Below are 22,372 nucleotides of genomic sequence, written 5' to 3' on the forward strand. Positions count from 1 at the left end.
TTCCGTCGCGTAGAGGGGACAGGCTCCAGCGTTGCCAGGGAGAAAGGCGCCGCTTGAGCTTGAGGTCGAACTCACCAAAGGACTATAACAATGGCTCTCAGTAAAGAAGTGCCGGAGTTTGACATCGACGATGAGGTTCTCCTGATGGAGAGCAGCATCGATACGGATTCGATGTCGAATGATGAAGGGGCGGCTCCACCTTCCGTTCGTGCCAAATCCAAACACTCCGCATCCTTGAAACAGCACAAGTACATTGACTACACGCGGGCACTTGATGCCACGCAGTTGTATCTCAATGAAATTGGTTTCTCTCCCCTGCTATCACCCGAAGAAGAAGTTCATTTTGCGCGCCTGTCGCAAAGTGGCGATCCGGCCGGGCGCAAACGCATGATTGAAAGCAACCTGCGACTGGTGGTGAAAATCGCCCGACGCTACGTCAATCGTGGGCTGTCGCTGCTGGACCTGATCGAAGAGGGCAACCTCGGCTTGATCCGGGCGGTGGAGAAGTTCGATCCGGAACGCGGTTTCCGCTTCTCGACCTACGCGACCTGGTGGATTCGCCAGACCATCGAACGCGCAATCATGAATCAGACCCGGACCATCCGGCTGCCGATCCATGTGGTCAAGGAGCTGAACGTGTACCTGCGGGCTGCGCGGGAGCTGACGCAAAAACTCGACCATGAACCCTCACCCGAAGAAATCGCCAACCTGCTGGAAAAACCGGTGGGAGAGGTCAAGCGTATGCTCGGCCTTAACGAACGGGTTTCTTCGGTCGACGTCTCGCTGGGTCCGGATTCGGATAAAACCCTGCTGGACACCCTGACTGACGATCGTCCAACCGATCCATGCGAGTTGTTGCAGGACGACGACCTGTCCCAGAGCATCGATCAATGGCTCTCGGAACTGACCGACAAGCAACGCGAAGTGGTTGTACGCCGCTTCGGCCTGCGCGGCCATGAAAGCAGCACCCTTGAAGACGTCGGCCTGGAAATCGGCCTGACCCGGGAGCGGGTCAGACAGATTCAGGTGGAGGGCTTGAAGCGGCTACGCGAGATCCTGGAAAAAAATGGTCTGTCGAGCGAGTCGCTGTTCCAATAAGGCACTCACTGCGATGGCATGAAAAACCCCGACTGGCTCGGGGTTTTTTATTGCCTGGCCAGGAGACCGAGCCCCCTCGGGATTTTGGTTTCGTGCTGTAAGCCTAGGCTTACTCTTGCGTAAGTGTTCGTTATTTTTACACCCCGGCAGTCGTCCATTCGGAGCGCTGACCGCATATATATGTTTGATTTATATTAATATTTTTTAGTATTAATGATGTGTGACACCAGAATCTCGCGCCAGGGGCCGATTGATCCCGGAGGGGAACACTCTAGTATTGAGGTTGTGTCGACGGACAGACACGTCCTTCATGGATGAGGGATATGGATATCGCAGGACGCGATTCATCAGGACGATGAAAAGGAACACAGGGAATAGGGAAAAAATGTGGGCGGGTCAAACCGCCCCTTTTTTTTGCCCGCAGAAAAGCAAAAAGGCCCTTGTGGGGCCTTTTTCGCGAACGCGGGGGTAATCAGCGTTCGAGGTCTGCGATCTTGCCTGGCTTGCCGTCCCATTCTGCGGAATCGGGCATTGGATCTTTGCGTTCGGTGATGTTTGGCCAGATATCGGCCAACTCAGCGTTCAGCTCAATGAAGTTTTCCATGCCGGCCGGAACTTCATCTTCAGAGAAGATAGCCACGGCAGGGCATTCAGGTTCGCACAGCGCGCAATCGATGCACTCATCCGGGTGGATCACCAGGAAATTCGGGCCTTCGTAAAAGCAGTCCACCGGACAGACTTCTACGCAGTCGGTGTACTTGCACTTGATGCAGTTGTCGGTGACGACGAAGGTCATTTCTAATTTTCTCCTCAGGCGCGGCTTGCTGCGCCCCTTCTCGTAGGGGTCGCCAGGTTCGGGAGCGATAGTCTGCTGGCCAGGCTATTAGCCAGCAGCATCCCAAACCGCGCGAGATTCTAACAGCTTGCAAGCCGCTGCGTTAGATCCGTGTCTTTAGTGTATAGAGCATTTCGAGAGCACGACGTGGCGTCATGTCGTCCAGGTCGAGCTTGGCCAGGTCATCCAGCACCGGGTGCGGCAGGCTGGCAAACAGGTCGCTTTGCTGCGGCGCGGCCGGTTTGCCTTTGGCCGGTGCCGGTGTTTCGTGGGGCAAGGCGGTGTCTTCCAGGCGGCTCAGATGCTCGCGAGCACGGGTGATGACCTCGCTCGGTACGCCTGCCAGCTGCGCAACTGCCAGGCCATAACTCTGGCTGGCCGGCCCGGGCAGCACGTGGTGCAGGAACACGATGCGCTCGTTGTGCTCGGTGGCATTGAGGTGCACGTTGGCCACCAGCGGCTGGGCTTCCGGCAGGACGGTCAGTTCAAAGTAGTGGGTGGCGAACAGCGTGTAGGCACGCAGATGCGCCAGGCGCTCGGCCGCCGCCCATGCCAGGGACAGACCGTCGAAGGTGCTGGTGCCGCGCCCGACTTCATCCATCAGCACCAGGCTGCGCTCGGTGGCGTTGTGCAGGATGTTCGCGGTTTCGCTCATTTCCACCATGAAGGTCGAACGCCCGCCGGCCAGGTCATCGCTGGAGCCGATCCGGGTGAAGATGCGGTCGACCAGCGACAATTCGCAACTGGCCGCTGGCACGAAGCTGCCGATGTGCGCCAGGAGCACAATCAATGCGGTTTGACGCATGTAGGTGGATTTACCGCCCATGTTCGGACCGGTGATCACCAGCATGCGGGTGTTGTCGTCCAGGCTCAGGTCGTTGGCCACGAACGGCGTGGTCAGCACTTGTTCGACCACCGGGTGACGACCCTGGCTGATGCGCATGCACGGCTCACTGACGAAGCGTGGGCAGTTCAGATCGAGGTTCAGTGCACGTTCGGCCAGGTTGCTCAAGACGTCCAGCTCGGCCAGGGCACCGGCGGTGTCCTGCAAAGGTGGCAGCTGGCTGATCAGATCTTCGAGCAACGCTTCGTACAGCATCTTCTCGCGGGCCAGGGCGCGGCTCTTGGCTGACAGTGCCTTGTCTTCGAACGCCTTGAGTTCCGGCGTAATGAAACGCTCGGCGCCTTTGAGCGTCTGGCGGCGAATGTAGTCGGCCGGTGCCGATTCCGCCTGCTTGCTTGGCAGCTCGATGAAGTAACCATGGATGCGGTTGTAACCAACCTTCAGATGCGACAGGCCGGTGCGGGCCTTTTCCCGTGCCTCGAGGTCGATCAGGAATTGTCCGGCGTTTTCGCTCAGCGACTGCAATTCGTCGAGTTCGCTGTCGTAGCCGGTTTTTAGCACGCCCCCATCACGAATGACCGCGGGCGGGTTGTCGATGATGGCTTTTTCCAGCAGTGCCGCCAGTTCCGGGTAGGTGCTGGTGATGGTGGCGAGTTGCTGGAGGTGTGGGGCTTCGAGCTCCGTCATTGCCACTTGCAGTTCGGGCAGTGCGCCGAGGGCGTCACGCAACCGGGCGAGGTCGCGGGGGCGGGCATTACGCAGGCCGATCCGCGCAAGAATCCGCTCGATGTCGCCGATTTCCTTGAGCTGCGGTTGCAGTCTTTCGAAGCGATAACCGTCGAGCAGGCAAGTGATCGAGCTTTGGCGTGCCAACAGCACCGTCAAGTCGCGCAATGGGCGATTCAGCCAGCGGGTCAGCAGGCGGCTGCCCATGGCGGTCTGGCAACGGTCCACCACCGATTGCAGGGTGTTGTCGCGGCCCCCGGCCAGGTTGATGTCGAGCTCCAGGTTGCGACGGCTGGCGCCATCGAGCACCACGGTGTCGTCCAGGCGTTCATGACGCAGGCTGCGCAAGTGGGGCAGGGCGGTGCGCTGGGTTTCCTTGGCGTAGGCCAGCAGGCAACCGGCGGCACCGATCGCCAGGGTCAGGTTTTCGCAGCCAAAGCCCTTGAGGTCCTGGGTCGAGAATTGCTGGCACAGGCTTTTGAGCGCCGAATCGCGCTCGAAATCCCACGGCGCACGGCGACGCACGCCGCGGCGTTTTTCCGCCGGCAAGTCCTTGGGCCAGTCATCCGGGATCAGTAACTCCACCGGGTTGACCCGCTCCAGTTCCGCCAGCAGGTTTTCCCAGCCCTTGATTTCCAGCACGCTGAAGTTGCCGCTGGTGATGTCCAGCACCGCCAGGCCGAACAGGCGCTCATCGCCCAGGACAGCGGCGATCAGGTTGTCCCTGCGCTCGTCGAGCAGCGCCTCGTCACTCACCGTCCCCGGCGTGATGATGCGTACCACCTGCCGCTCCACCGGCCCTTTGCTGGTGGCCGGGTCGCCGACCTGCTCGCAGATCACCACCGATTCGCCAAGCTTCACCAGTTTTGCCAGGTAACCCTCGGCGGCGTGGTAAGGAATCCCGCACATCGGAATCGCCTGGCCAGCCGACTGCCCGCGGGCCGTCAGGGTGATGTCCAGCAACTTGGCGGCCTTCTTCGCGTCTTCATAGAAGATCTCGTAGAAGTCGCCCATGCGGTAGAACATCAGCTGGTCCGGGTGCTGGTTTTTCAGGCGCCAGTACTGCTGCATCATCGGGGTGTGGGAGGACAGGTCGGAGACGGCTTTATTCATCGGATTGTCAGGAAGCTCGTTGAAAGAGGTGGGGCAAAAGCAGGGCAACGGCCGGGCTTTTCCGCGATGGGCGCAAGGTTACCATGGGCGGTCTGCCCGACGCAGGCGCCACGGCCGGGTGACATCCTTTACGATGCAAAATCATGTTATGCATCGATTATGCAAATCGGCATTGTCTTCTTCGAAAAGTGCAAGCACTATGCGCGTTATGCAAAAGCGCAACGTATCTACTGTATTAAGGGCATTGCTCGATCAGCACGGGATCTCCCCCACGGAGCTTCACCGTCGCACCGGCGTGCCTCAATCCACGCTCTCGCGCATTCTCAGCGGGAAGATCGTCGATCCTTCGGATAAACATATTTCGAAGATTGCCGAGTATTTCGCCTTGAGCACCGACCAGTTGCGTGGTCGCGCGGACGTCTCGTCTGCCGCCAATGCCGGGCGTGCTCCTGTGCATTCGGAACTCAAGGATATAAGTCTGTGGGACGACGATACCCCAGTCGATGACGACGAGGTGTCGGTCCCCTTTCTTCGCGAGGTTGAATTGGCTGCGGGATCGGGAAGATTCGTTATCGAGGAGAGCGAGCGCTCTAGCCTGCGCTTCGGCAAGCGGAGCCTGCGCCATAACGGCGTGCAGTTCGACCAGGCCAAATGCGTGACAGTGCGGGGCAACAGCATGTTGCCGGTGCTGCGCGACGGCGCCACGGTCGGGGTCAATGCCGGCAAGTGCGGCATTGGCGATATCGTTGACGGCGACCTTTATGCAATCAATCACAACGGCCAATTGCGGGTGAAGCAACTCTATCGCCTGCCGACCGGGATTCGCCTGCGCAGCTTCAACCGTGACGAGCATCCGGACGAAGATTACACCTTTCAGGAGATCCAGGAGGAGCCGATTGTTATCCTCGGACATGTCTTCTGGTGGGGTATGTACGCCCGCTAACACTCATCCGTTTAGATAAAACCCGCTTCCCGAGCGGGTTTTTTTCGTGTGCCGAAAGCATTGGACATCCTTTGATCATGCGTTTGTGCATTGACTGATTATGCATAAGTGCATAATGTTGCTGCCTGACTATTAAAGAATGCGCTGTGATCACTACTCAAGGAGGCATGAAATGACCGCTGAGCAATATGCGTTGCTGGACATGCCTCTGTGGCTGGTCATCAGTCTGCCAATACTTGGTGGCGTTACCGGTGAAATGTGGCGTGCCGAAAAAGAGGGCGTTCGTGGCTGGTCCCTTGTCCGGCGCCTGAGCCTGCGGTCTGGATCCAGCATGATCTGCGGCGCTTCGGTCATCATGCTGCTGCACGCTGCCAATGTTTCCATCTGGGCTGCTTGTGCGGGTGGTTGTTTAGCGGCGATGGCCGGGACAGACGTCGTTCTGGGGTTGTATGAGCGTTGGCTGGCCAAGCGCATGGGTATCGGCCATACCCCCTCCGGTGACGTGGAGGATTGATTCTCCGACAGGCCTTTTCCAGAGCCTCCGGTTCTTTACATTTTGATCGTTCCTGTCGCTTGCAAGTGCGGTCTGCTCGTGTACGGTTAACCTCATCCCGCCCGATCAGGAGATGACCGTGAACGAAATCACCCAGCTCGCCGCCGAACTCGGCAGACGCCTGCAGGTTCTCAATGCCCACGTCACCACGGCGGAGTCCTGCACCGGCGGAGGCATCGCCGAGGCAATCACCCGTATCCCCGGGAGTTCGGCCTGGTTCGAGGCCGGTTATGTCACTTACTCCAACCGACAGAAAACCCTGCAACTGAATGTCCCGGTGGAGTTGTTCACCACCGTGGGCGCGGTCAGCCGCGAGGTGGTCGAGGCGATGGTCCGGGGGGCGCAGGAGAAAAATAGCGCGTATTTCTCCGTGGCGGTCAGTGGCATCGCCGGGCCGGATGGTGGAACGGCGAACAAGCCGGTTGGCACGGTGTGGCTGGCCTGGGGCGTCGGAGATCAGGTGTTCTGCGAACGGCAGCACTTCCCGGGTAATCGCGATGACGTCCGCCGACAAACGGTGAAGGCCGCGCTAGAGGGGCTGCTGCGCTATGCCGCGGCAGAAATCTCAAATCAGGGGTAGGCGATCCGGAAACGCTGTGGAATAATACTGGCTACTTATACAGGTGTTGGCCGTCAGGCCTTATTGATTACGTGAGGACTTTAATGGACGACAACAAGAAGAAAGCCTTGGCTGCGGCCTTGGGTCAGATCGAACGTCAATTCGGCAAGGGTGCCGTAATGCGTATGGGCGATCAGGACCGTCAGGCGATCCCGGCCATTTCCACTGGCTCTCTGGGGCTGGACATCGCTCTCGGCATTGGCGGTCTGCCAAAAGGCCGTATTGTTGAAATCTACGGTCCTGAATCTTCCGGTAAAACCACGCTGACCTTGTCCGTGATCGCCCAGGCTCAAAAAGCCGGCGCGACCTGCGCATTCGTCGACGCCGAACACGCCCTCGACCCTGAGTACGCCGGCAAGCTGGGCGTCAACGTCGACGACCTGCTGGTTTCCCAGCCGGATACCGGCGAGCAGGCCCTGGAAATCACCGACATGCTGGTGCGTTCCAACGCGGTTGACGTGATCATCGTCGACTCCGTGGCCGCCCTGGTGCCAAAGGCTGAAATCGAAGGCGAAATGGGTGACATGCACGTGGGCCTGCAAGCCCGTCTGATGTCCCAGGCACTGCGTAAAATCACCGGTAACATCAAGAACGCCAACTGCCTGGTGATCTTCATCAACCAGATCCGTATGAAAATCGGCGTGATGTTCGGTAGCCCGGAAACCACCACCGGTGGTAACGCACTGAAGTTCTACGCATCGGTTCGTCTGGACATCCGTCGTACGGGTGCGGTGAAAGAAGGTGATGAGGTCGTCGGTAGCGAAACCCGCGTCAAGGTTGTGAAGAACAAGGTGGCTTCGCCGTTCCGTCAGGCCGAGTTCCAGATTCTTTACGGCAAGGGCATCTACCTCAACGGTGAGATGATCGACCTGGGTGTTCTGCACGGTTTCGTCGAGAAATCCGGCGCCTGGTATGCCTATGAAGGCACCAAGATCGGTCAAGGCAAGGCCAACTCGGCCAAGTTCCTGGCAGACAATCCGGAAGTCGCGGCAAAGCTGGAGAAGCAACTGCGTGACAAGCTGCTGTCGCCTGCATCGGTTGCGGACGCCAAAGCTTCTGCGGTCAAAGAGACCGAAGACGACCTGGCTGACGCTGATATCTGATCGAAGCGATGACCGCCGTACTCGATACACTCGTCGCGGTGCGGCGAACCGCAATGGACCTGCTCGCACGACGCGAGCACGGTCGTGTCGAGCTGACGCGTAAACTGCGTCAGCGCGGCGCCCTCCCTGAAATGATCGAAACAGCACTCGACCGGTTGACGGAAGAGGGGTTGTTGTCCGAAACCCGTTACCTGGAAAGTTTCGTTTCCTACCGCGCCCGCTCCGGTTATGGCCCTTTACGCATTCGTGAAGAGTTGGGCCAGCGTGGCCTGCAGCGCACCGATATTGAACTCGCCCTGCGTGAGAGCGGTATCGATTGGCAGGAGCAATTGATCGATACCTGGCGACGCAAGTTCTCCGGGCAATTGCCGGCAGACGCCCGGGAGCGAGCCAAACAAGGCAGGTTCCTGGCGTATCGGGGATACTCCATGGAAATGATCAACCGCCTGTTCAGCGGTCGAGGGATGGACGATTGAACTGAAACGGCCCGCTATTTAGATAGCGGGCCGTTTTTTTATGCCTCACGAAACCTTTGACGGCTCCCGCGTGCGTTGTTGTACCTGGGGTTTTGATTGTACCCAGTTTTCCGGCAGGTTTATGTAGTCCACAAGCTCGCGCAGGCGACCATGATTGCGGGCATTGAAGTTGAAGATCAGCCGCGCCAGATGGCTGAATTCGGCTTCGTTGTGTTCTTCACCGCTGTAAGCGTGCTGATGGAAATGATCGCTCAGGCACAGGTCGGCGAACGCCTCCTGCATGTGTTCGAGGGCGTGGTCGCTGAGTGTGTGATTCATGCGAATCAGGAACTGATGCTTGAGCCAGCGACTGGAGTGGAAGTTGCTGTAGAACTGGTTGATGTGCTCTACCGCTTCTTCGACGTTGTAGACCAGTTTCATCAGCTTCATGTCAGTGGGCAGGATGTAGTGGTTTTCCTCCAGTTGCTGGTGAATGAAGTCCAGTGCGCCTTGCCAGAATTTGCCGTCCGGCGTGTCGAGCAGCACCACTGGTACCAATGGGCTTTTGCCGGTCTGGATCAGTGTCAGTACTTCCAGCGCTTCATCCAGGGTACCGAAGCCACCCGGGCACAGCACGAGGGCATCGGCTTCCTTGACGAAGAACAGCTTGCGGGTGAAGAAGAAGTGGAAGGGCAGCAGGCTGGTCGTGCCGTCGACAGTGGGGTTGGCATGCTGTTCGAAGGGCAGGGTAATGTTGAACCCCAGGCTGTTTGCCAGTCCGGCGCCCTCATGGGCGGCGGCCATGATGCCGCCACCGGCGCCAGTGATGACCATCATGTCCGAGCGCGCCAGCGCGGCACCGAGTTCCCGGGCCATGCTGTAGAGCGGGTGTTCCATGGGGGTACGGGCCGAGCCGAAAACAGTGACCTTGCGCCGTCCCTTGAATTGTTCGAGCACGCGAAAAGCCTGTTCCAGTTCGCGCAGGGCCTGCAGGGTGATTTTGGCATTCCAGCGGTTGTGGTCTTCCTGGGCCATGCGTAGCACGGTCAGGATCATGTCGCGGTAGATCGGGATGTTCGGGCTGTTGGGTGAAATCAGCTTGAGCTGTTCTTCGACCTTGCTGATAAGGTCGTGGCCGCTTTCTTCAAAATGACGGCTCAGGAGATCATTCGGTTGGTAAGGCATTCAACTTCTCCTTCTGCACAGAACCCTCGGCCCGACAACGTACGTCGGTGCCACGACACTTCATGTGTCGCTGTCTGCCCAGGCCCATGCCTGGGCGACCTACTTGACCCGAAAGGCATCGGATCATCCAAACAGGTTCTGTTTTCCCTTGGATGAAAGAAACGTTCGCATAACACGACAAGCGACGGCCAGCCCCTTTCCAAGCCTGAAAAAGTGAAAGTGGATACCCTGAAATCTAGACCTTCACAGTGATTTGCGCTGCCTTGATCATTGCGCCTCAAAGTCTTTCCTGGCAACCGCTTATTGACGATTTGCAAGGTGCTTTCACCGCTCGTCTGAACGCACGTCGCGTGTGCTGCACTCTGATTTACTAAGTTACAGGTGCGACACGACAACTTAGCGTCAACGGCAAGGCGCGCAATACAAGCGGTTCAAGGATTTTTTGCTCAAACATGAGTGAAGTGCAAGGAGGCGGGAAACCATGGCCAGAGTCGTTCTGGAGATCGATACGCAACTGTATCGATTGCTGAAGTCATCGGCCGAGACCCATCATTTGAGTCTCGAAGAGGAGTGCTGCCGACGTTTGCGCGGTGGCGAGCGTCGTTCGCATTACTTGCAGGCGCTGCTGGCGGAACTGCGCGCCGAAGATGAACAGCGGCGCGCCAACTCCAGGTGATTACTTTTTCTTCTTGGCAGGTTGCAGGCAGTCCGATTCCTGGAAGCTTGCGGAACCGACCGGGCGGTTGGTCTTCACCTCAGTGAAGTCGTAACGCATGATCGCGCCCTTGGCCATCAGCTTGCGAAACCCTTCGTTTCGGCAGACTGAGGCTCCCAACTGGAAGTAAACCGCTTTTGGATCTGCGCGCATCTTGTCGGCGTGGCTGCTCTGCACGCTCAGATGGTTGATCAGCTGATTGCCGTCAACGGTGTAGCCTTGATCGAGAATGTCTTCGTTGATCGCTCGAGGAGTGCCGACGCTGCTTTGGGTGGCGACGTTTTGCAGCATTTTGTTCAGTTCCGTGTCTTTCAAGGACGCAGCCTGAGCGTTGAAGGACGACGCCAGCAAAATGGCCGCGGTAGGAACGATAAGGCGCAGCATGAAACTCTCCTGGTTCAGTGATGCGGGGTTTGACCCGTCACGTGACTGTGCGTTCAGTGGCGGCGAATTATAGGGGAGGCTAGCTGGACGGTACAGGCTTGCGCCGGGCGGTCTGGTAAACTGCTGGCACTTTTTACCCTGTCGAGTGTTTTTCGTGTCGATTTCCCTTCTCTGTGGGCGTTGCCCGCGATGAGTCATACCCCCGCGCGCTTTGCCTTGAATGCCGTGGCCCGCTTGCGCGATCAGCGCGAAGAGGAGGGCATCAAGCCGATTCAGGCCCGCGGCTGGCGTGCGCCGCGCTGCCGTGACTGCCGGGTGATCGAGAGTCACTGTCTGTGTGCATGGCGTCCGCAGGTCGCTACCCGTTCCGGCGTGTGCCTGATCATGACCAACAAGGAGGTGTTCAAACCGAGCAACACCGGTTGGCTGATTGCCGACGTGGTGCCTGACAACCATGCATTCATCTGGTCCCGTACCGAGGTTGATCCGAAGTTGCTGGCGCTGTTGTCCGACCCGCAATGGCAGCCTTACCTGGTGTTTCCGGGTGAGTACGTCGAACCTGAGCGCGTGACAAACACCGTGGACGTCGATGGCACGAAGCGCCCGCTTTTCATTCTGTTGGATGCGACCTGGACTGAAGCGCGAAAGATCTTTCGCAAGAGCCCCTATTTCGACCGACTGCCGATCCTCAGTCTGTTGCCAGAGAAACTCTCCCGCTACCGGTTGCGCCGCTCGACCCGCAGCGAGCATCTGTGCACGGCGGAAGTGGCGGCGCTATGCCTCGACCTTGCAGGTGATGTCGCGGCGGCATCGGCGCTGGATGCCTACTTCGATGTGTTCAGCCAGCATTACCTCGATGCCAAACATCAGTTGGACATGAACGTTTCGACCCCTGCGCACGCCGAATTGATGCCCTATGTTCAGGTGGCTGCCCCATTGATGGACTGATTGTCGCGCATACTGCAATAAAGTGTACCGGCCATGCTGCTTGACCACCCCGGTTTCGCTGGGCATGCTTGGCGCCGATTAGGGTGCGGCCGGAGTTTTCGGCGCCGTTTTTTGCGCTGAGCGTGCCTTGTCAGTGCAGCTGCGTGGCTGTGCCTTGAGGTGCTTTGGCGTGGTCCGAATGCATCGGGCGTCCCATGAAAAACAGGATCATTTGAAAAATGGCCACATACGAAATCCTGATTGCCGATGACCACCCACTTTTTCGTAGTGCCTTGCATCAAGCGCTGACCCTGGGCCTTGGTCCGGATGTCCGTCTGGTGGAAGTGGCGAGCATCGCCGAACTGGAAGCCCGCCTGACGGAAAAGTCCGACTGGGATCTGGTGCTGCTGGACCTGAACATGCCGGGGGCCTACGGTTTTTCCGGGCTGGTCCTGCTGCGGGGGCAGTACCCGCAGATTCCGGTGGTCATGGTCTCGGCCCAGGAAGAGGCGACCATCATGGTCAAGTCTCGTGAATTCGGCGCCAGTGGCTTCATTCCCAAATCCAGCGACTTGAGTGTGATCCAGAAAGCCGTGCGGGCGGTCCTCGATGGCGACGTGTTCTGGCCGCCACAGGCGTTCGAAGCGGTCAGCGTCTCGGATGAAGCCAAGGCGGCCAGCGAAGGGCTTGCCAGCCTCACCCCGCAACAATTCCGGGTGCTGACCATGGTCTGCGAAGGCTTGCTGAACAAGCAGATCGCCTACGAGCTGAGTGTTTCCGAGGCGACTATCAAGGCGCACGTGACCGCGATTTTCCGTAAACTGAATGTACGGACCCGGACCCAGGCCGCGCTGCTCTTGCAACAACTTGAGTCAATTTCCAGCCATTAAAGGCTGGCAAATTCACGCTTTTTTGACTTTGGTTGAACTAGCTTTCCCACTTCTTTTTTGCCAGTTGCCCACTCTATGTCACCTTTCAAAGGCCAGACCGGCCTGAAACGTATTCTCAATGCTTCCGGTTATTCGCTGGACGGCCTGCGCGCAGCCTTCACCGGTGAAGCCGCCTTTCGGCAATTGGTATTGCTCAACGTCATCCTGATTCCTTTGTCGTTCTTCCTGAATGTCAGCCGGGTCGAACAGGCGTTGTTGATCGCGGTATGCCTGTTGGCGTTGATCGTCGAGTTGCTCAACTCGGCCGTGGAAGCGGCCATCGACCGCATTTCCCTTGAGCGGCACCCGCTGTCCAAGAATGCCAAGGACATGGGCAGTGCCGCCCAAGCCGTGGCATTGAGCATGATTGCCCTGGTGTGGGCGGTGATTCTGCTCTAGGCGATCGTCGGCAGCACGATCTCGTCGCTGCGCTGAACCCCGGCGGTGAAGGCGCGGCACAGATCGAGAAACTCGCGCATCGCCGAGGTCTGATATTTCTGTTTATGCCAGATGAAATAAAACTGTCGCGCCAGATCCAGATCCGGCGTCTCGACAGGCACCAGGCTGCCGCGGCGAAATGCGTCGCGCAAAGCCAGCCTGGAAATGCAGCCAATCCCCAAGCCAGACTCCACCGCGCGTTTGATCGCTTCGGTGTGCTCAAGCTCGAGCCGGATGTTTAACGAAGTGCGGTGATGGCGCATGGCTTGATCGAAGGTCAACCGCGTGCCCGAGCCCTGTTCGCGCAGGATCCAGGCTTCGTGGCTCAACTCCTCCATGGTGGCCGTGCCACGCTTGGCCAACGGATGCTGAGGGGCGCAAAACACCACCAGTTCGTCCTCGACCCAGCTTTGTACTTCGATGTCCGAATGACTGCAGTCGCCTTCGATCAGACCCAGATCAATTTCATAGTGGGCCACTTGCTGCACGATATTGGCAGTGTTCTGCACATGCAGCTTCACCTGGCTTTCCGGGTGGCGCTGCATGAAGCTGCCGATCAACAATGTGGCCAGGTAATTGCCGATGGTCAGGGTCGCACCCACGGCCAGCGAGCCGAAACCGGATTTGCCATTGAGCAGGTCCTCGATTTCCTTGGCCTGGTCCAGCAGCGCCACCGCTTGTGGCAACAGTTGTTTACCAAGGGCGTTCAGGCTCAACCGTTTGCCGGCACGGTCGAACAACTGGCAGCTGCACTGGCGCTCCAGTTCGGTGATCGAGGTGCTCGCCGCCGATTGCGAGAGGTTGAGCAGACCCGCGGCACGGGACACACTTTCCTGCTGGGCGACGGCGACGAATACTTGAAGTTGACGGAGAGTAAATCGCATATCGATATAACCGATAACCCTTATCTTAATAATCCATTTAACAGATATTGTCTCTGCCTTTAGAATGCGATGCAATTGCGCAGAGCCGGCTTTTTTGCAGAGCAGGCGCCGAACACGCGCAGACCAATCTCCAGGAGTCCCACGTACATGAGCAACATGAACCACGAGCGTGTCCTCAGTGTTCACCACTGGAACGACACTCTGTTCAGCTTCAAGTGCACCCGTGATCCGGGCCTGCGCTTCGAGAACGGTCAGTTCGTGATGATCGGCCTGCAACAGCCCAACGGCCGCCCGCTTATGCGCGCTTACTCGATTGCCAGCCCGAACTGGGAAGAGCATCTCGAGTTCTTCAGCATCAAGGTGCCTGATGGTCCGCTGACTTCGCAGTTACAACATCTGAAGGAAGGCGACGAGATCATCATCAGCAAGAAGCCTACCGGCACGCTGGTACTGGATGACCTCAAGCCTGGCAAACATTTGTACCTGCTCAGCACCGGCACCGGTCTGGCGCCGTTCATGAGCGTCATCCAGGACCCGGAAACCTACGAGCGTTTCGAAAAAGTGATCCTGTGCCACGGCGTTCGTTACGTCAACGAAGTCGCTTACCGCGAGTTCATCACCGAGCACCTGCCGCAGAACGAGTTCTTCGGTGACGCGCTGCGTGACAAGTTGATCTACTACCCGACCGTGACCCGTGAGCCGTTCGAGAACGAAGGTCGCCTGACCGACCTGATGCGCAGCGGCAAGCTGTTCAGCGACATCGGTCTGCCACCGATCAACCCGCAGGACGACCGCGCCATGTTGTGCGGCAGCCCGAGCATGCTCGACGAGACCAGTGAAGTGCTGAACAGCTTCGGCCTGAAGGTTTCGCCGCGGATGCGCGAGCCGGGTGATTACCTGATCGAGCGAGCGTTCGTCGAGAAGTGACCGCAGGTCACCTGTAGGAGCGAGCTGGCTCGCGATGGTCGTTAACGATAACGCGGGAAGCTTGATATCCCGCGGCGTCCTCAGGTTTTTCGCGAGCATGCTCGCTCCTACAGAAGATTTGCAGCACATCTAAAAAGCCCGCATGACCTGAGAAGGTCATGCGGGCTTTTTCGTTTCCGGAGTTCAGACCCGCGCGGGAATGACTTCCAGGACGCGGATCAGCTCCGGTGTCGGGTAATGCCAACGCACATCCAGATCCCAGAACTGCGCGCCGTATTCCCGCTCGGGTGCAGGTATTTGATAGGCCGGGCGTGGATCCTGCGCCAGGCATTGCTCGATCAACTCAACCAAAGGCTCCTCAAGGCGCTGAGCGTGCTCGTGAGCCTGTTGCAGCGCTGCGTCAGTCCACTGCACGGGAATCAATAGCGGCGCAGCGCTGGCGATGCTGTTGGTGGCTGTATCGATGATGTCGGCGTAAGGCACGTAGGGTTTTATGTCGAGAATCGGCGTGCCGTCCAGCAAGTCAATACCGGATATCCACAGGCGATTGGCTTCGATCTTGTCCAGCTTGACCACGGATTGACCGATGCCATTGGGGCGGTGGGTGGCGCGGGTGGCGAACACGCCCATGGACTTATTGCCGCCGAGGCGCGGTGGGCGGACCTTCAAGCGAGGTTTTTCTTCCAGAGCCTGGTGGAACAGGAACAGAAGCCACACGTGGCTGACCTGCTCCAGGCCTTGAACCGCGTCCCCTTGATCGAACGGAGCCACCAGTTCCAGCACGCCACGGGCAGCCGGGGCCAGTTGCGGTTGGCGCGGAATGGCGAACTTTTCCTTGAAGCAGGAGCGCACGAAGCCGATGGGGGAAACGCTGTAGGTCATGGTTTGAGGTCGAGACGGGGGAAGAGGCGGGCATGATAACCCGATCGACCTGTGTTCAGTGGTGGCAGTGCCGGCCCTTTCGCGAGCAAGCCCGCTCCCACATTTGAACGGGTTGAAACACAAATATGTGAACAACTCAGGACCAAGGTGGGAGCGGGCTTGCTCGCGAAGGCCGCACCGCCGAGCTACAGGCTGAACCCGCCATCCAAAGGAATAATGTTTCCGGTCATATAGGCTCCGGCAGTACTTGCCAGACTGATCGCCAGCGCCGCCATCTCTTCCTCGCGGCCCCAACGCTTCATCGGGATCAACGCCGTATCCTGCGCCAGCGCCTGGTCATCATTGCCGATGTGCTGGGTCATCTTGCTCGGAAACCGCCCCGGGGCGATCACGTTGACGTTGATGTGCTGGCTCACCAGTTCGCGCGCCAGAATCCTCGACAGTTGGTGCAACGCAGCCTTGCTCGGCCCGTAGGCATACGCCTGCTCGCCGAAGGAGGAAATCCCTGCCACCGATCCTATGTTGATGATCCTCGCCGGATTCGCTTCGGAACCGGCCTTGCGCAGCAGGGGCAGGAACTGCTGGATGCAGTTGAACACCGACGTCACGTTGAGCTGCATGACTTTTTCCCAGCCCTTGATCGGGTAGCTCTCCAACGGTGCGCCCCAGGTGGTGCCGGCATTGTTCACCAGGATGTCCAGATGAGTGATCTGCTCGCCCAGGCGCGTGGCCAGTTGCAGGACGCCCTCTTCGGTGGCGAGGTTCGCCGCGATGGCGCGGCAGCGGCCAAGTGCACCGAGTTCGTCAGCGGTTTGCTGGCAGGCTTCGACGTCGCGGGCGCAGACGTATACGGTGGCGCCCGCCTCGACGTAGGCCTTGGCGATCATCTTGCCGATACCACGGGTGCCGCCGGTCACCAGGGCGGTGCGGCCTTGCAGGGAAAAGTAGGGATGCATGGCGAATCCTGAGAACTGAGGTCTTTACACCCTAGTCGTCAGCCGCCAGAAGCGGAGCCACTATTTTTGCGCGGAATGAGGGGCCATTCGGCCTTGTAGGAGCGAGCTTGCTCGCGATGGTCGATAACGATAACGCGTGCTTGCTGGATAATCGCAGCGTTTTCGAATCCATCGTCGGAACGCCGCCCGGAGCAAGCTCGCTCCTACACAGGGAACGGTTTACTGCGGGCGCACTCGCAGGGTCAGGCCCTTGAGGAAATTGCGCAGCAGCTGGTCGCCGCATGGGCGATAGTTGGTGTGACCGAACTTGCGGAACAGTGCGCTCAGCTCAGGCTTGGACACCGGGAACTCGGCAGCCTTGAGGATCGCGTGCATGTCGTCTTCTTTGAGCTCGAACGCCACCCGCAGCTTTTTCAGGATGATGTTATTGGTTACCGGCACTTCGATCGGCTGCGGCGGGCGGCTTTCGTCCTTGCCGCGCTTGAAGATCACCAGGCCGTCGAGGAAGTGCGCCATGACTTCGTCCGGGCAGCGTACGAAACCTTCCTCGTCTTCCTCTTTCTTGTCGAGGTAGGTCAACAGGTCCGGCAGGGTCACGTCCAGGCCGCCGAGCTTGATGATCTCGATGACTTTCTTGTCGCTGATGTCGAGCATGTAGCGCACGCTGCGCAGTACGTCGTTATGAATCATGTGTGCAGTCCTGATATTCAGCTGTGGGCGTCGCGGCCAGGCGCGGCGCCGAAATGGATGGCGGCGAGAAAAGCCTTAGAACTTCTCTTTGCCGGACAGATAGCGCCATTGCCCCACCGGCACTTTGCCGATGGACACGCCACCGATGCGAATACGGCGGATACCGACGACCTTGAGGCCGACCGCCTGGCAGAGCAGGGCGATGATGCCCGGCTGCGGGTTCTTCATGGCAAAGCGCAGACGGTTCTCGTTCTGCCAGCTGGCCTTGACCGCCGGCAACTCCTTGCCCTTGTAGGTCAGGCCGTGGTTCAGGCGGTTCAGGCCGTGGGCCACCATCTCGCCTTCAACCTCGACCACATACTCTTGCTCGATCTTGCTGGAGTCGGCGGTGAGTTTGCGCAGGATTTTCCAGTCCTGGGTGAACACCAGCAGCCCGCTGGCGTTGGCCTGCAGGTCGGTGCTGGCGGTCAGGCGCAGGAAGTGTCCGCGCAACGGGCGCTTGCCGTAGCGGTGCTCTTCGCTCAGGGTCTCGGCGCCGAGGGTGGCCATGGCAGTGTCTGCGTCCATGCCTGCGGGCACATTGAGCAGCAGGGTCACCGGTTCCGGTGCGGTGGCCTTGGCTTCTGGATCAAGCTCGACTTTCTGGGTGTCGACCTTGAATTGCGGCTCGTCGATGACCACACCGTCGACGGTGACCCAGCCGCCCTCGATGAACAGCTCAGCCTCCCGACGGGAACAGCCGACGAGTTCGATGAGGCGTTTGGAGAGACGAATCGGGTCAGTCATGTCAGGGCCGTAACAAAAAGGGGGTGGGCATTGTACCTGCCTGGCGCCGGTTAATCCCGGTTCCATTTACGCAGTGAGGCTTTTTGTGGGAGCGGGCTTGCTCGCGAAAGGGCCATCAGCCTCAACATGTATGTTGGCTGACACACCGCCTTCGCGAGCAAGCCCGCTCCCACATTTGATCTGTGTCGTGTCATCCATGCCGTGATTTTTGCTGGTCCTGACGCAAACGCATGTGCAACAACGGATACGGCTGCCCCATGCCATCGACCTCCGAGCGACCGATGACCTCGAAGCCTTGCTTGAAGTAAAAGCCGAGGGCTTGCGGGTTCTGTTCGTTGACGTCCAGTTCGTCGGCGTTCAGGTGTTCCAGAGCATAGTGCAACAATTTCTTGCCCAGGCCCTGGCCGCGATGGTCGGGGTCGATGAAGAGCATTTCGATCTTGCCGGCCGCGACGCCGGCGAACCCGGTGATGCGCTGGTTCGAATCCTTGGTGCAGATCAGCATCACCGCATCGAGGTAGCGGGTCAGCACCAGGTTCTTCAGCAGTTCGATGTAGCTGTCTGGCAGAAAGTCGTGGGTGGCGCGTACCGAGGCCTCCCAGACCCGGGTCAATTCTTCGTAGTCGCCGAGTTTCGGCGTGTGGATGACCGAATGCTGACGCATGCCCGTCTGCCTCTTATGCAGTGGTTGATAGGAATCCTTCCATGTGCAAACGATAGCCGTAAAAAAGCCCCGCATCTCGTCAAGAGAGCGGGGCTTTGCGCATTTTTTGCGTTTAGATCTGTTCAGCCCACAGATCGTATTCGTCGGCGTCGGTCACTTTGCACCAGACCTTGTCGCCCGGCTTGAGGTTGCTGCCGTTGTCGATGAAAACGTTGCCGTCGATTTCCGGGGCATCGAAGAAGCAGCGGCCGACCGCGCCTTGCTCGTCGACTTCATCGACCAGCACTTCGATCTCACGGCCGATGCGCATTTGCAGGCGCGCCGAGCTGATGGCCTGCTGGTGCGCCATGAAGCGCTCCCAGCGGTCCTGCTTGATGTCGTCCGGGACGACTTCCAGGTCCAGGTCATTGGCCGGTGCGCCTTCAACCGGCGAGTACTGGAAGCAGCCGACGCGGTCGAGCTGGGCTTCGGTCAGCCAGTTCAGCAGGTACTGGAAGTCTTCTTCGGTCTCGCCCGGGAAGCCGACGATGAAGGTCGAACGGATGATCAGGTCCGGGCAGATTTCGCGCCAGTTCTTGATCCGCGCCAGGGTCTTGTCTTCGAAGGCCGGGCGTTTCATCGACTTGAGCACTTTCGGGCTGGCGTGCTGGAACGGGATGTCCAGGTACGGCAGGATCTTGCCGGCGGCCATCAGCGGGATCAGCTCGTCAACGTGCGGGTACGGGTAAACGTAGTGCAGGCGAACCCAGACGCCGAGGGTGCTCAGGGCTTCGCAGAGTTCGGTCATGCGGGTTTTCACCGGCGCGCCGTTCCAGAAACCGGTGCGGTATTTCACGTCGACGCCGTAGGCGCTGGTGTCCTGGGAGATTACCAACAGCTCTTTGACGCCGGACTTGACCAGACGCTGGGCCTCGTCGAGCACATCACCCACCGGGCGGCTGACCAGTTTGCCGCGCATCGACGGGATGATGCAGAAGCTGCAGCTGTGGTTGCAGCCTTCGGAAATCTTCAGGTAGGCGTAGTGGCGCGGGGTCAGCTTGATGCCTTGTGGCGGCACCAGGTCGATCAGCGGGTTGTGGTCCTGGCGCGGCGGCACGACTTCGTGCACGGCATTGACCACTTGCTCGTACTGCTGCGGGCCGGTCACCGCCAGCACGCTCGGGTGTACGTTGCGAATGTTGCCTTCTTCGACGCCCATGCAGCCGGTCACGATGACCTTGCCGTTTTCCTTGATGGCTTCGCCAATCACTTCCAGGGACTCGGCCTTGGCCGAATCGATGAAGCCGCAAGTGTTGACTACCACGACATCGGCGTCCTGGTAAGTGGACACCACGTCATAGCCTTCCATGCGCAGCTGGGTAAGGATGCGCTCGGAGTCGACCAGTGCTTTGGGGCAACCCAGGGATACGAAGCCAACCTTTGGATTGGCCGGCGCAGGAGTGGTGGACATGTCTAACCTCGGTATTTTGTGACGCCGCTTGCCGGGCAGGGCAAAACCGACGGACGGGCGCTTGAACTGCGCCTCTGATCAAAAAGTGCGCAATTCTAGCGATGAGTCGTTCACTTGACCAGCTTTATGCGGGGAAATACGACGAGTGCTGCGCTATGCTTCGCGCCGTTAGGCTTTACAGATTTTTTACTGTCAACAAAACGTCTGTAACGTGAAGTAAAACAGCGCATGCTGCACGACAAAGCATAGTGCTTCTTTCAAAGAAGCCCGGGTCTGAGAAGTAGGAGTGGTGGATGGGTCAGGCAAGTAGTCAGGCTACCGATGCCGAGCATTCGGCGGTGAAGCCGATCGGCATGCTGGTCGCGGCAGTCGGGGTGGTTTATGGCGATATCGGCACCAGTCCGTTGTACACCCTCAAAGAAGTGTTTTCCGGAGGCTATGGCGTGCCGGTCAACCATGACGGGGTGCTGGGGATTCTTGCGCTCATTTTCTGGTCGCTGATCTGGGTCGTCTCGATCAAGTACATGATGTTCGTGCTGCGCGCCGACAACCAGGGCGAAGGCGGGATCATGGCCTTGACCGCACTGGCCCGGCGGGCGGCGGCGGGGCATGCCAAATTGCGCATGTTGCTGGTGGTCTGCGGACTGATCGGCGCGGCATTGTTCTATGGCGACAGCATGATCACCCCGGCGATCTCCGTACTGTCGGCGATTGAAGGCCTGGGGCTGGCGTTCGAAGGTATCGACCATTGGGTCGTGCCGCTGTCGCTGGTGGTGCTGGTCGCGCTGTTTCTGATCCAGCGTCACGGCACGGCGCGCATCGGCATTCTGTTCGGGCCGATCATGGTCACATGGTTCCTCGTGCTGGGTGCATTGGGCGTCTATGGCATCAGCCAGCATCCGGAAGTCCTGGAAGCGATGAACCCGATGTGGGGCGTACGTTTCTTCATGGTCCATCCGGGCATGGGCGTGACGATTCTCGGCGCCGTGGTGCTGGCATTGACCGGTGCCGAAGCGCTGTACGCGGACATGGGCCACTTCGGCCGCAAGCCTATTGCACGTGCGTGGTTCATCCTAGTACTGCCGGCGCTGGTGCTGAACTACTTCGGCCAGGGCGCGCTGCTGCTAGGTGATCCGGAGGCGGCCCGTAACCCCTTCTACCTGCTGGCGCCGAGCTGGGCGTTGATCCCGCTGGTCGGCCTGTCGACCCTGGCCACGGTGATTGCCTCGCAAGCGGTGATTTCCGGTGCGTTCTCCCTGACCCGCCAGGCGATCCAGCTCGGTTACATTCCGCGCATGCACATCCGACACACTTCCAGTGCCGAACAGGGCCAGATCTACATCGGTGCGGTGAACTGGGCGTTGATGGTCGGCGTGATCCTTCTGGTGATCGGTTTCGAGTCCTCCGGCGCCTTGGCTTCGGCCTATGGCGTGGCAGTAACGGGCACCATGCTGATGACCACCATCCTGGTGTCGGCGGTGATGCTGCTGCTGTGGAAGTGGCCACCAATCTTCGCGGTTCCGATATTGTTCGGCTTCATGTTGGTCGATGGTCTGTACTTCGCCGCCAACGTGCCGAAAATCGTTCAGGGCGGTGCATTCCCGGTGATCGCGGGTTTCGCGCTGTTTGTGCTGATGACCACCTGGAAGCGCGGCAAGCAGTTGCTCGTCGAGCGTATCGATGAGGGTGGATTGCCGCTGCCGATCTTCATCAGCAGCATTGCCGTACAACCACCCCATCGTGTTCAGGGCACCGCCGTATTCCTGACGGCGCGGCCGGATGCCGTGCCCCACGCGCTGTTGCACAACCTGCTGCATAACCAGGTACTGCACGAGCAAGTGGTGCTGCTGACGGTAGTGTACGAAGACATCCCGCGGGTGCCGCCGAATCGGCGCTTCGAGGTCGACTCCTATGGCGAAGGGTTCTTCCGGGTCATCCTGCATTTCGGCTTCACCGATGAGCCGGACGTACCGCAGGCGCTGAAGCTGTGTCATCTCGAAGAGCTGGATTTCAGCCCCATGCGCACCACGTACTTCCTCAGCCGCGAAACGGTCATCGCCTCCAAGCTCGAAGGCATGTCGCGCTGGCGTGAAGCGCTGTTCGCGTTCATGTTGCAGAACGCCAACGGCAATTTGCGTTTCTTCAATCTGCCGCTGAACCGGGTGATTGAGTTGGGGACGCAGGTCGAAATGTAAACCTGATCCTGTAGGAGCGAGCCTGCTCGCGAAAAACCTGAGTTCACCGCGGGCATTCAGGTAGCCAGCGT

The 22,372-nt window shown here is 59.0% G+C and carries 23 protein-coding genes; 12 read left to right on the plus strand and 11 right to left on the minus strand.

From position 1 onward, the window contains the following. Positions 1-90: 90 nt before the first annotated feature. Positions 91-1,098 (plus strand): RNA polymerase sigma factor RpoS, encoded by a 1,008-nt coding sequence (rpoS, locus tag PspS34_RS05675; RefSeq protein ID WP_007990225.1) that lies wholly within the window; start codon positions 91-93, stop codon positions 1,096-1,098. A gap of 472 nt (positions 1,099-1,570) precedes the next feature. Here the strand turns inward: rpoS and fdxA are convergent, their stop codons facing one another. Continuing rightward, positions 1,571-1,894, minus strand: coding sequence for a ferredoxin FdxA (gene fdxA / locus PspS34_RS05680; protein WP_007970729.1), 324 nt, complete (start codon positions 1,892-1,894; stop codon positions 1,571-1,573). A 142-nt stretch (positions 1,895-2,036) separates the two neighbouring features. Next, a complete protein-coding gene (gene mutS, locus PspS34_RS05685) occupies positions 2,037-4,616 on the minus strand; it encodes a DNA mismatch repair protein MutS (protein WP_154861808.1) in 2,580 nt (859 codons plus the stop codon). A 208-nt stretch (positions 4,617-4,824) separates the two neighbouring features. On the opposite strand from mutS, the gene PspS34_RS05690 reads away from it, so the two are divergent. The 5 genes from PspS34_RS05690 to recX all read left to right on the plus strand — a co-directional run bounded on the left by PspS34_RS05690 (position 4,825) and on the right by recX (position 8,310). Beyond that, complete coding sequence (locus PspS34_RS05690) at positions 4,825-5,559, plus strand: XRE family transcriptional regulator (protein ID WP_150812917.1); 735 nt, start codon at positions 4,825-4,827, stop codon at positions 5,557-5,559. A gap of 172 nt (positions 5,560-5,731) precedes the next feature. Continuing rightward, complete coding sequence (locus PspS34_RS05695; RefSeq protein ID WP_150812918.1) at positions 5,732-6,073, plus strand: phage holin family protein; 342 nt, start codon at positions 5,732-5,734, stop codon at positions 6,071-6,073. A 118-nt stretch (positions 6,074-6,191) separates the two neighbouring features. After that, entirely contained in the window at positions 6,192-6,692 is a 501-nt protein-coding gene (locus PspS34_RS05700) for a CinA family protein (RefSeq protein WP_057716659.1), read from the plus strand. Positions 6,693-6,775: 83 nt separating this feature from the next. Further along, on the plus strand, positions 6,776-7,834 hold the full coding sequence (gene recA / locus PspS34_RS05705; RefSeq protein ID WP_007996915.1) for a recombinase RecA: 1,059 nt from the start codon (positions 6,776-6,778) through the stop codon (positions 7,832-7,834). An 8-nt stretch (positions 7,835-7,842) separates the two neighbouring features. Continuing rightward, positions 7,843-8,310 carry a recombination regulator RecX gene (gene recX / locus PspS34_RS05710; RefSeq protein WP_056720921.1) on the plus strand — a complete coding sequence of 156 codons (468 nt, stop codon included), beginning with the start codon at positions 7,843-7,845 and terminating at the stop codon, positions 8,308-8,310. Positions 8,311-8,355: 45 nt separating this feature from the next. Here the strand turns inward: recX and PspS34_RS05715 are convergent, their stop codons facing one another. Continuing rightward, positions 8,356-9,474: a TIGR00730 family Rossman fold protein gene (locus PspS34_RS05715; protein ID WP_154861807.1), complete on the minus strand. Its 1,119-nt coding sequence runs from the start codon at positions 9,472-9,474 to the stop codon at positions 8,356-8,358. Positions 9,475-9,955: 481 nt separating this feature from the next. On the opposite strand from PspS34_RS05715, the gene PspS34_RS05720 reads away from it, so the two are divergent. Continuing rightward, entirely contained in the window at positions 9,956-10,150 is a 195-nt protein-coding gene (locus PspS34_RS05720; protein ID WP_057716151.1) for a hypothetical protein, read from the plus strand. Here the strand turns inward: PspS34_RS05720 and PspS34_RS05725 are convergent, their stop codons facing one another. Continuing rightward, positions 10,151-10,573 carry a quorum-sensing-regulated virulence factor family protein gene (locus tag PspS34_RS05725; protein WP_154861806.1) on the minus strand — a complete coding sequence of 141 codons (423 nt, stop codon included), beginning with the start codon at positions 10,571-10,573 and terminating at the stop codon, positions 10,151-10,153. It abuts the gene before it with no gap. Positions 10,574-10,762: 189 nt separating this feature from the next. On the opposite strand from PspS34_RS05725, the gene PspS34_RS05730 reads away from it, so the two are divergent. The 3 genes from PspS34_RS05730 (at position 10,763) to PspS34_RS05740 (ending at position 12,828) form a co-directional block, all read left to right on the plus strand. After that, positions 10,763-11,521: a tRNA-uridine aminocarboxypropyltransferase gene (locus PspS34_RS05730; protein WP_154861805.1), complete on the plus strand. Its 759-nt coding sequence runs from the start codon at positions 10,763-10,765 to the stop codon at positions 11,519-11,521. A gap of 218 nt (positions 11,522-11,739) precedes the next feature. After that, positions 11,740-12,390 carry a response regulator transcription factor ErdR gene (gene erdR / locus PspS34_RS05735; protein WP_057716148.1) on the plus strand — a complete coding sequence of 217 codons (651 nt, stop codon included), beginning with the start codon at positions 11,740-11,742 and terminating at the stop codon, positions 12,388-12,390. A 75-nt stretch (positions 12,391-12,465) separates the two neighbouring features. After that, positions 12,466-12,828: a diacylglycerol kinase gene (locus PspS34_RS05740; RefSeq protein ID WP_057716147.1), complete on the plus strand. Its 363-nt coding sequence runs from the start codon at positions 12,466-12,468 to the stop codon at positions 12,826-12,828. On the opposite strand, the gene PspS34_RS05745 is transcribed toward PspS34_RS05740, so the two are convergent. Then, on the minus strand, positions 12,825-13,751 hold the full coding sequence (locus tag PspS34_RS05745) for a LysR family transcriptional regulator (RefSeq protein WP_154861804.1): 927 nt from the start codon (positions 13,749-13,751) through the stop codon (positions 12,825-12,827). The two genes, PspS34_RS05740 and PspS34_RS05745, sit on opposite strands and share 4 nt — an antisense overlap. Before the next feature lie 147 nt (positions 13,752-13,898). Between PspS34_RS05745 and fpr the strand changes: the two genes are divergently transcribed. Next, on the plus strand, positions 13,899-14,678 hold the full coding sequence (gene fpr / locus PspS34_RS05750) for a ferredoxin-NADP reductase (RefSeq protein ID WP_008054100.1): 780 nt from the start codon (positions 13,899-13,901) through the stop codon (positions 14,676-14,678). Between the two features lie 183 nt (positions 14,679-14,861). On the opposite strand, the gene tsaA is transcribed toward fpr, so the two are convergent. From tsaA to rimO, 6 genes are all read right to left on the minus strand, one after another. Continuing rightward, the gene (gene tsaA / locus PspS34_RS05755; RefSeq protein ID WP_090453501.1) at positions 14,862-15,560 is read right to left on the minus strand and encodes a tRNA (N6-threonylcarbamoyladenosine(37)-N6)-methyltransferase TrmO; all 699 of its coding nucleotides are present in this window, start codon (positions 15,558-15,560) and stop codon (positions 14,862-14,864) included. Positions 15,561-15,745: 185 nt separating this feature from the next. After that, complete coding sequence (locus tag PspS34_RS05760) at positions 15,746-16,516, minus strand: SDR family oxidoreductase (RefSeq protein ID WP_154861803.1); 771 nt, start codon at positions 16,514-16,516, stop codon at positions 15,746-15,748. A gap of 219 nt (positions 16,517-16,735) precedes the next feature. Beyond that, on the minus strand, positions 16,736-17,206 hold the full coding sequence (locus PspS34_RS05765) for a DUF1456 family protein (protein ID WP_046041186.1): 471 nt from the start codon (positions 17,204-17,206) through the stop codon (positions 16,736-16,738). Positions 17,207-17,281: 75 nt separating this feature from the next. Continuing rightward, positions 17,282-17,992, minus strand: a complete 711-nt coding sequence (locus PspS34_RS05770) for an rRNA pseudouridine synthase (RefSeq protein WP_154861802.1) — start codon at positions 17,990-17,992, stop codon at positions 17,282-17,284. Between the two features lie 190 nt (positions 17,993-18,182). Then, complete coding sequence (locus tag PspS34_RS05775) at positions 18,183-18,656, minus strand: GNAT family N-acetyltransferase (protein ID WP_150812923.1); 474 nt, start codon at positions 18,654-18,656, stop codon at positions 18,183-18,185. A 112-nt stretch (positions 18,657-18,768) separates the two neighbouring features. Continuing rightward, complete coding sequence (gene rimO, locus PspS34_RS05780; protein WP_057716142.1) at positions 18,769-20,106, minus strand: 30S ribosomal protein S12 methylthiotransferase RimO; 1,338 nt, start codon at positions 20,104-20,106, stop codon at positions 18,769-18,771. Positions 20,107-20,399: 293 nt separating this feature from the next. Here rimO and PspS34_RS05785 point away from each other — a divergent pair, with 293 nt between their 5' ends. Beyond that, a complete protein-coding gene (locus PspS34_RS05785; RefSeq protein WP_150812924.1) occupies positions 20,400-22,301 on the plus strand; it encodes a potassium transporter Kup in 1,902 nt (633 codons plus the stop codon). Positions 22,302-22,372: the final 71 nt, after the last annotated feature.

Source organism: Pseudomonas sp. S34 (assembly GCF_009866745.1).
GTDB classification, from domain to species: domain Bacteria; phylum Pseudomonadota; class Gammaproteobacteria; order Pseudomonadales; family Pseudomonadaceae; genus Aquipseudomonas; species Aquipseudomonas jessenii.

What these genes read in the sequence shown, in the direction of transcription:
- rpoS (WP_007990225.1), top strand. Translation starts at nt 91, where the DNA reads ATGGCTCTCAGTAAAGAAGTGCCGGAGTTTGACATCGACGATGAGGTT.
- fdxA (WP_007970729.1), bottom strand. Translation starts at nt 1,894, where the DNA reads ATGACCTTCGTCGTCACCGACAACTGCATCAAGTGCAAGTACACCGAC.
- mutS (WP_154861808.1), bottom strand. Translation starts at nt 4,616, where the DNA reads ATGAATAAAGCCGTCTCCGACCTGTCCTCCCACACCCCGATGATGCAG.
- PspS34_RS05690 (WP_150812917.1), top strand. Translation starts at nt 4,825, where the DNA reads ATGCAAAAGCGCAACGTATCTACTGTATTAAGGGCATTGCTCGATCAG.
- PspS34_RS05695 (WP_150812918.1), top strand. Translation starts at nt 5,732, where the DNA reads ATGACCGCTGAGCAATATGCGTTGCTGGACATGCCTCTGTGGCTGGTC.
- recA (WP_007996915.1), top strand. Translation starts at nt 6,776, where the DNA reads ATGGACGACAACAAGAAGAAAGCCTTGGCTGCGGCCTTGGGTCAGATC.
- recX (WP_056720921.1), top strand. Translation starts at nt 7,843, where the DNA reads ATGACCGCCGTACTCGATACACTCGTCGCGGTGCGGCGAACCGCAATG.
- PspS34_RS05715 (WP_154861807.1), bottom strand. Translation starts at nt 9,474, where the DNA reads ATGCCTTACCAACCGAATGATCTCCTGAGCCGTCATTTTGAAGAAAGC.
- PspS34_RS05720 (WP_057716151.1), top strand. Translation starts at nt 9,956, where the DNA reads ATGGCCAGAGTCGTTCTGGAGATCGATACGCAACTGTATCGATTGCTG.
- PspS34_RS05725 (WP_154861806.1), bottom strand. Translation starts at nt 10,573, where the DNA reads ATGCTGCGCCTTATCGTTCCTACCGCGGCCATTTTGCTGGCGTCGTCC.
- PspS34_RS05730 (WP_154861805.1), top strand. Translation starts at nt 10,763, where the DNA reads ATGAGTCATACCCCCGCGCGCTTTGCCTTGAATGCCGTGGCCCGCTTG.
- erdR (WP_057716148.1), top strand. Translation starts at nt 11,740, where the DNA reads ATGGCCACATACGAAATCCTGATTGCCGATGACCACCCACTTTTTCGT.
- PspS34_RS05740 (WP_057716147.1), top strand. Translation starts at nt 12,466, where the DNA reads ATGTCACCTTTCAAAGGCCAGACCGGCCTGAAACGTATTCTCAATGCT.
- PspS34_RS05745 (WP_154861804.1), bottom strand. Translation starts at nt 13,751, where the DNA reads ATGCGATTTACTCTCCGTCAACTTCAAGTATTCGTCGCCGTCGCCCAG.
- fpr (WP_008054100.1), top strand. Translation starts at nt 13,899, where the DNA reads ATGAGCAACATGAACCACGAGCGTGTCCTCAGTGTTCACCACTGGAAC.
- tsaA (WP_090453501.1), bottom strand. Translation starts at nt 15,560, where the DNA reads ATGACCTACAGCGTTTCCCCCATCGGCTTCGTGCGCTCCTGCTTCAAG.
- PspS34_RS05760 (WP_154861803.1), bottom strand. Translation starts at nt 16,516, where the DNA reads ATGCATCCCTACTTTTCCCTGCAAGGCCGCACCGCCCTGGTGACCGGC.
- PspS34_RS05765 (WP_046041186.1), bottom strand. Translation starts at nt 17,206, where the DNA reads ATGATTCATAACGACGTACTGCGCAGCGTGCGCTACATGCTCGACATC.
- PspS34_RS05770 (WP_154861802.1), bottom strand. Translation starts at nt 17,992, where the DNA reads ATGACTGACCCGATTCGTCTCTCCAAACGCCTCATCGAACTCGTCGGC.
- PspS34_RS05775 (WP_150812923.1), bottom strand. Translation starts at nt 18,656, where the DNA reads ATGCGTCAGCATTCGGTCATCCACACGCCGAAACTCGGCGACTACGAA.
- rimO (WP_057716142.1), bottom strand. Translation starts at nt 20,106, where the DNA reads ATGTCCACCACTCCTGCGCCGGCCAATCCAAAGGTTGGCTTCGTATCC.
- PspS34_RS05785 (WP_150812924.1), top strand. Translation starts at nt 20,400, where the DNA reads ATGGGTCAGGCAAGTAGTCAGGCTACCGATGCCGAGCATTCGGCGGTG.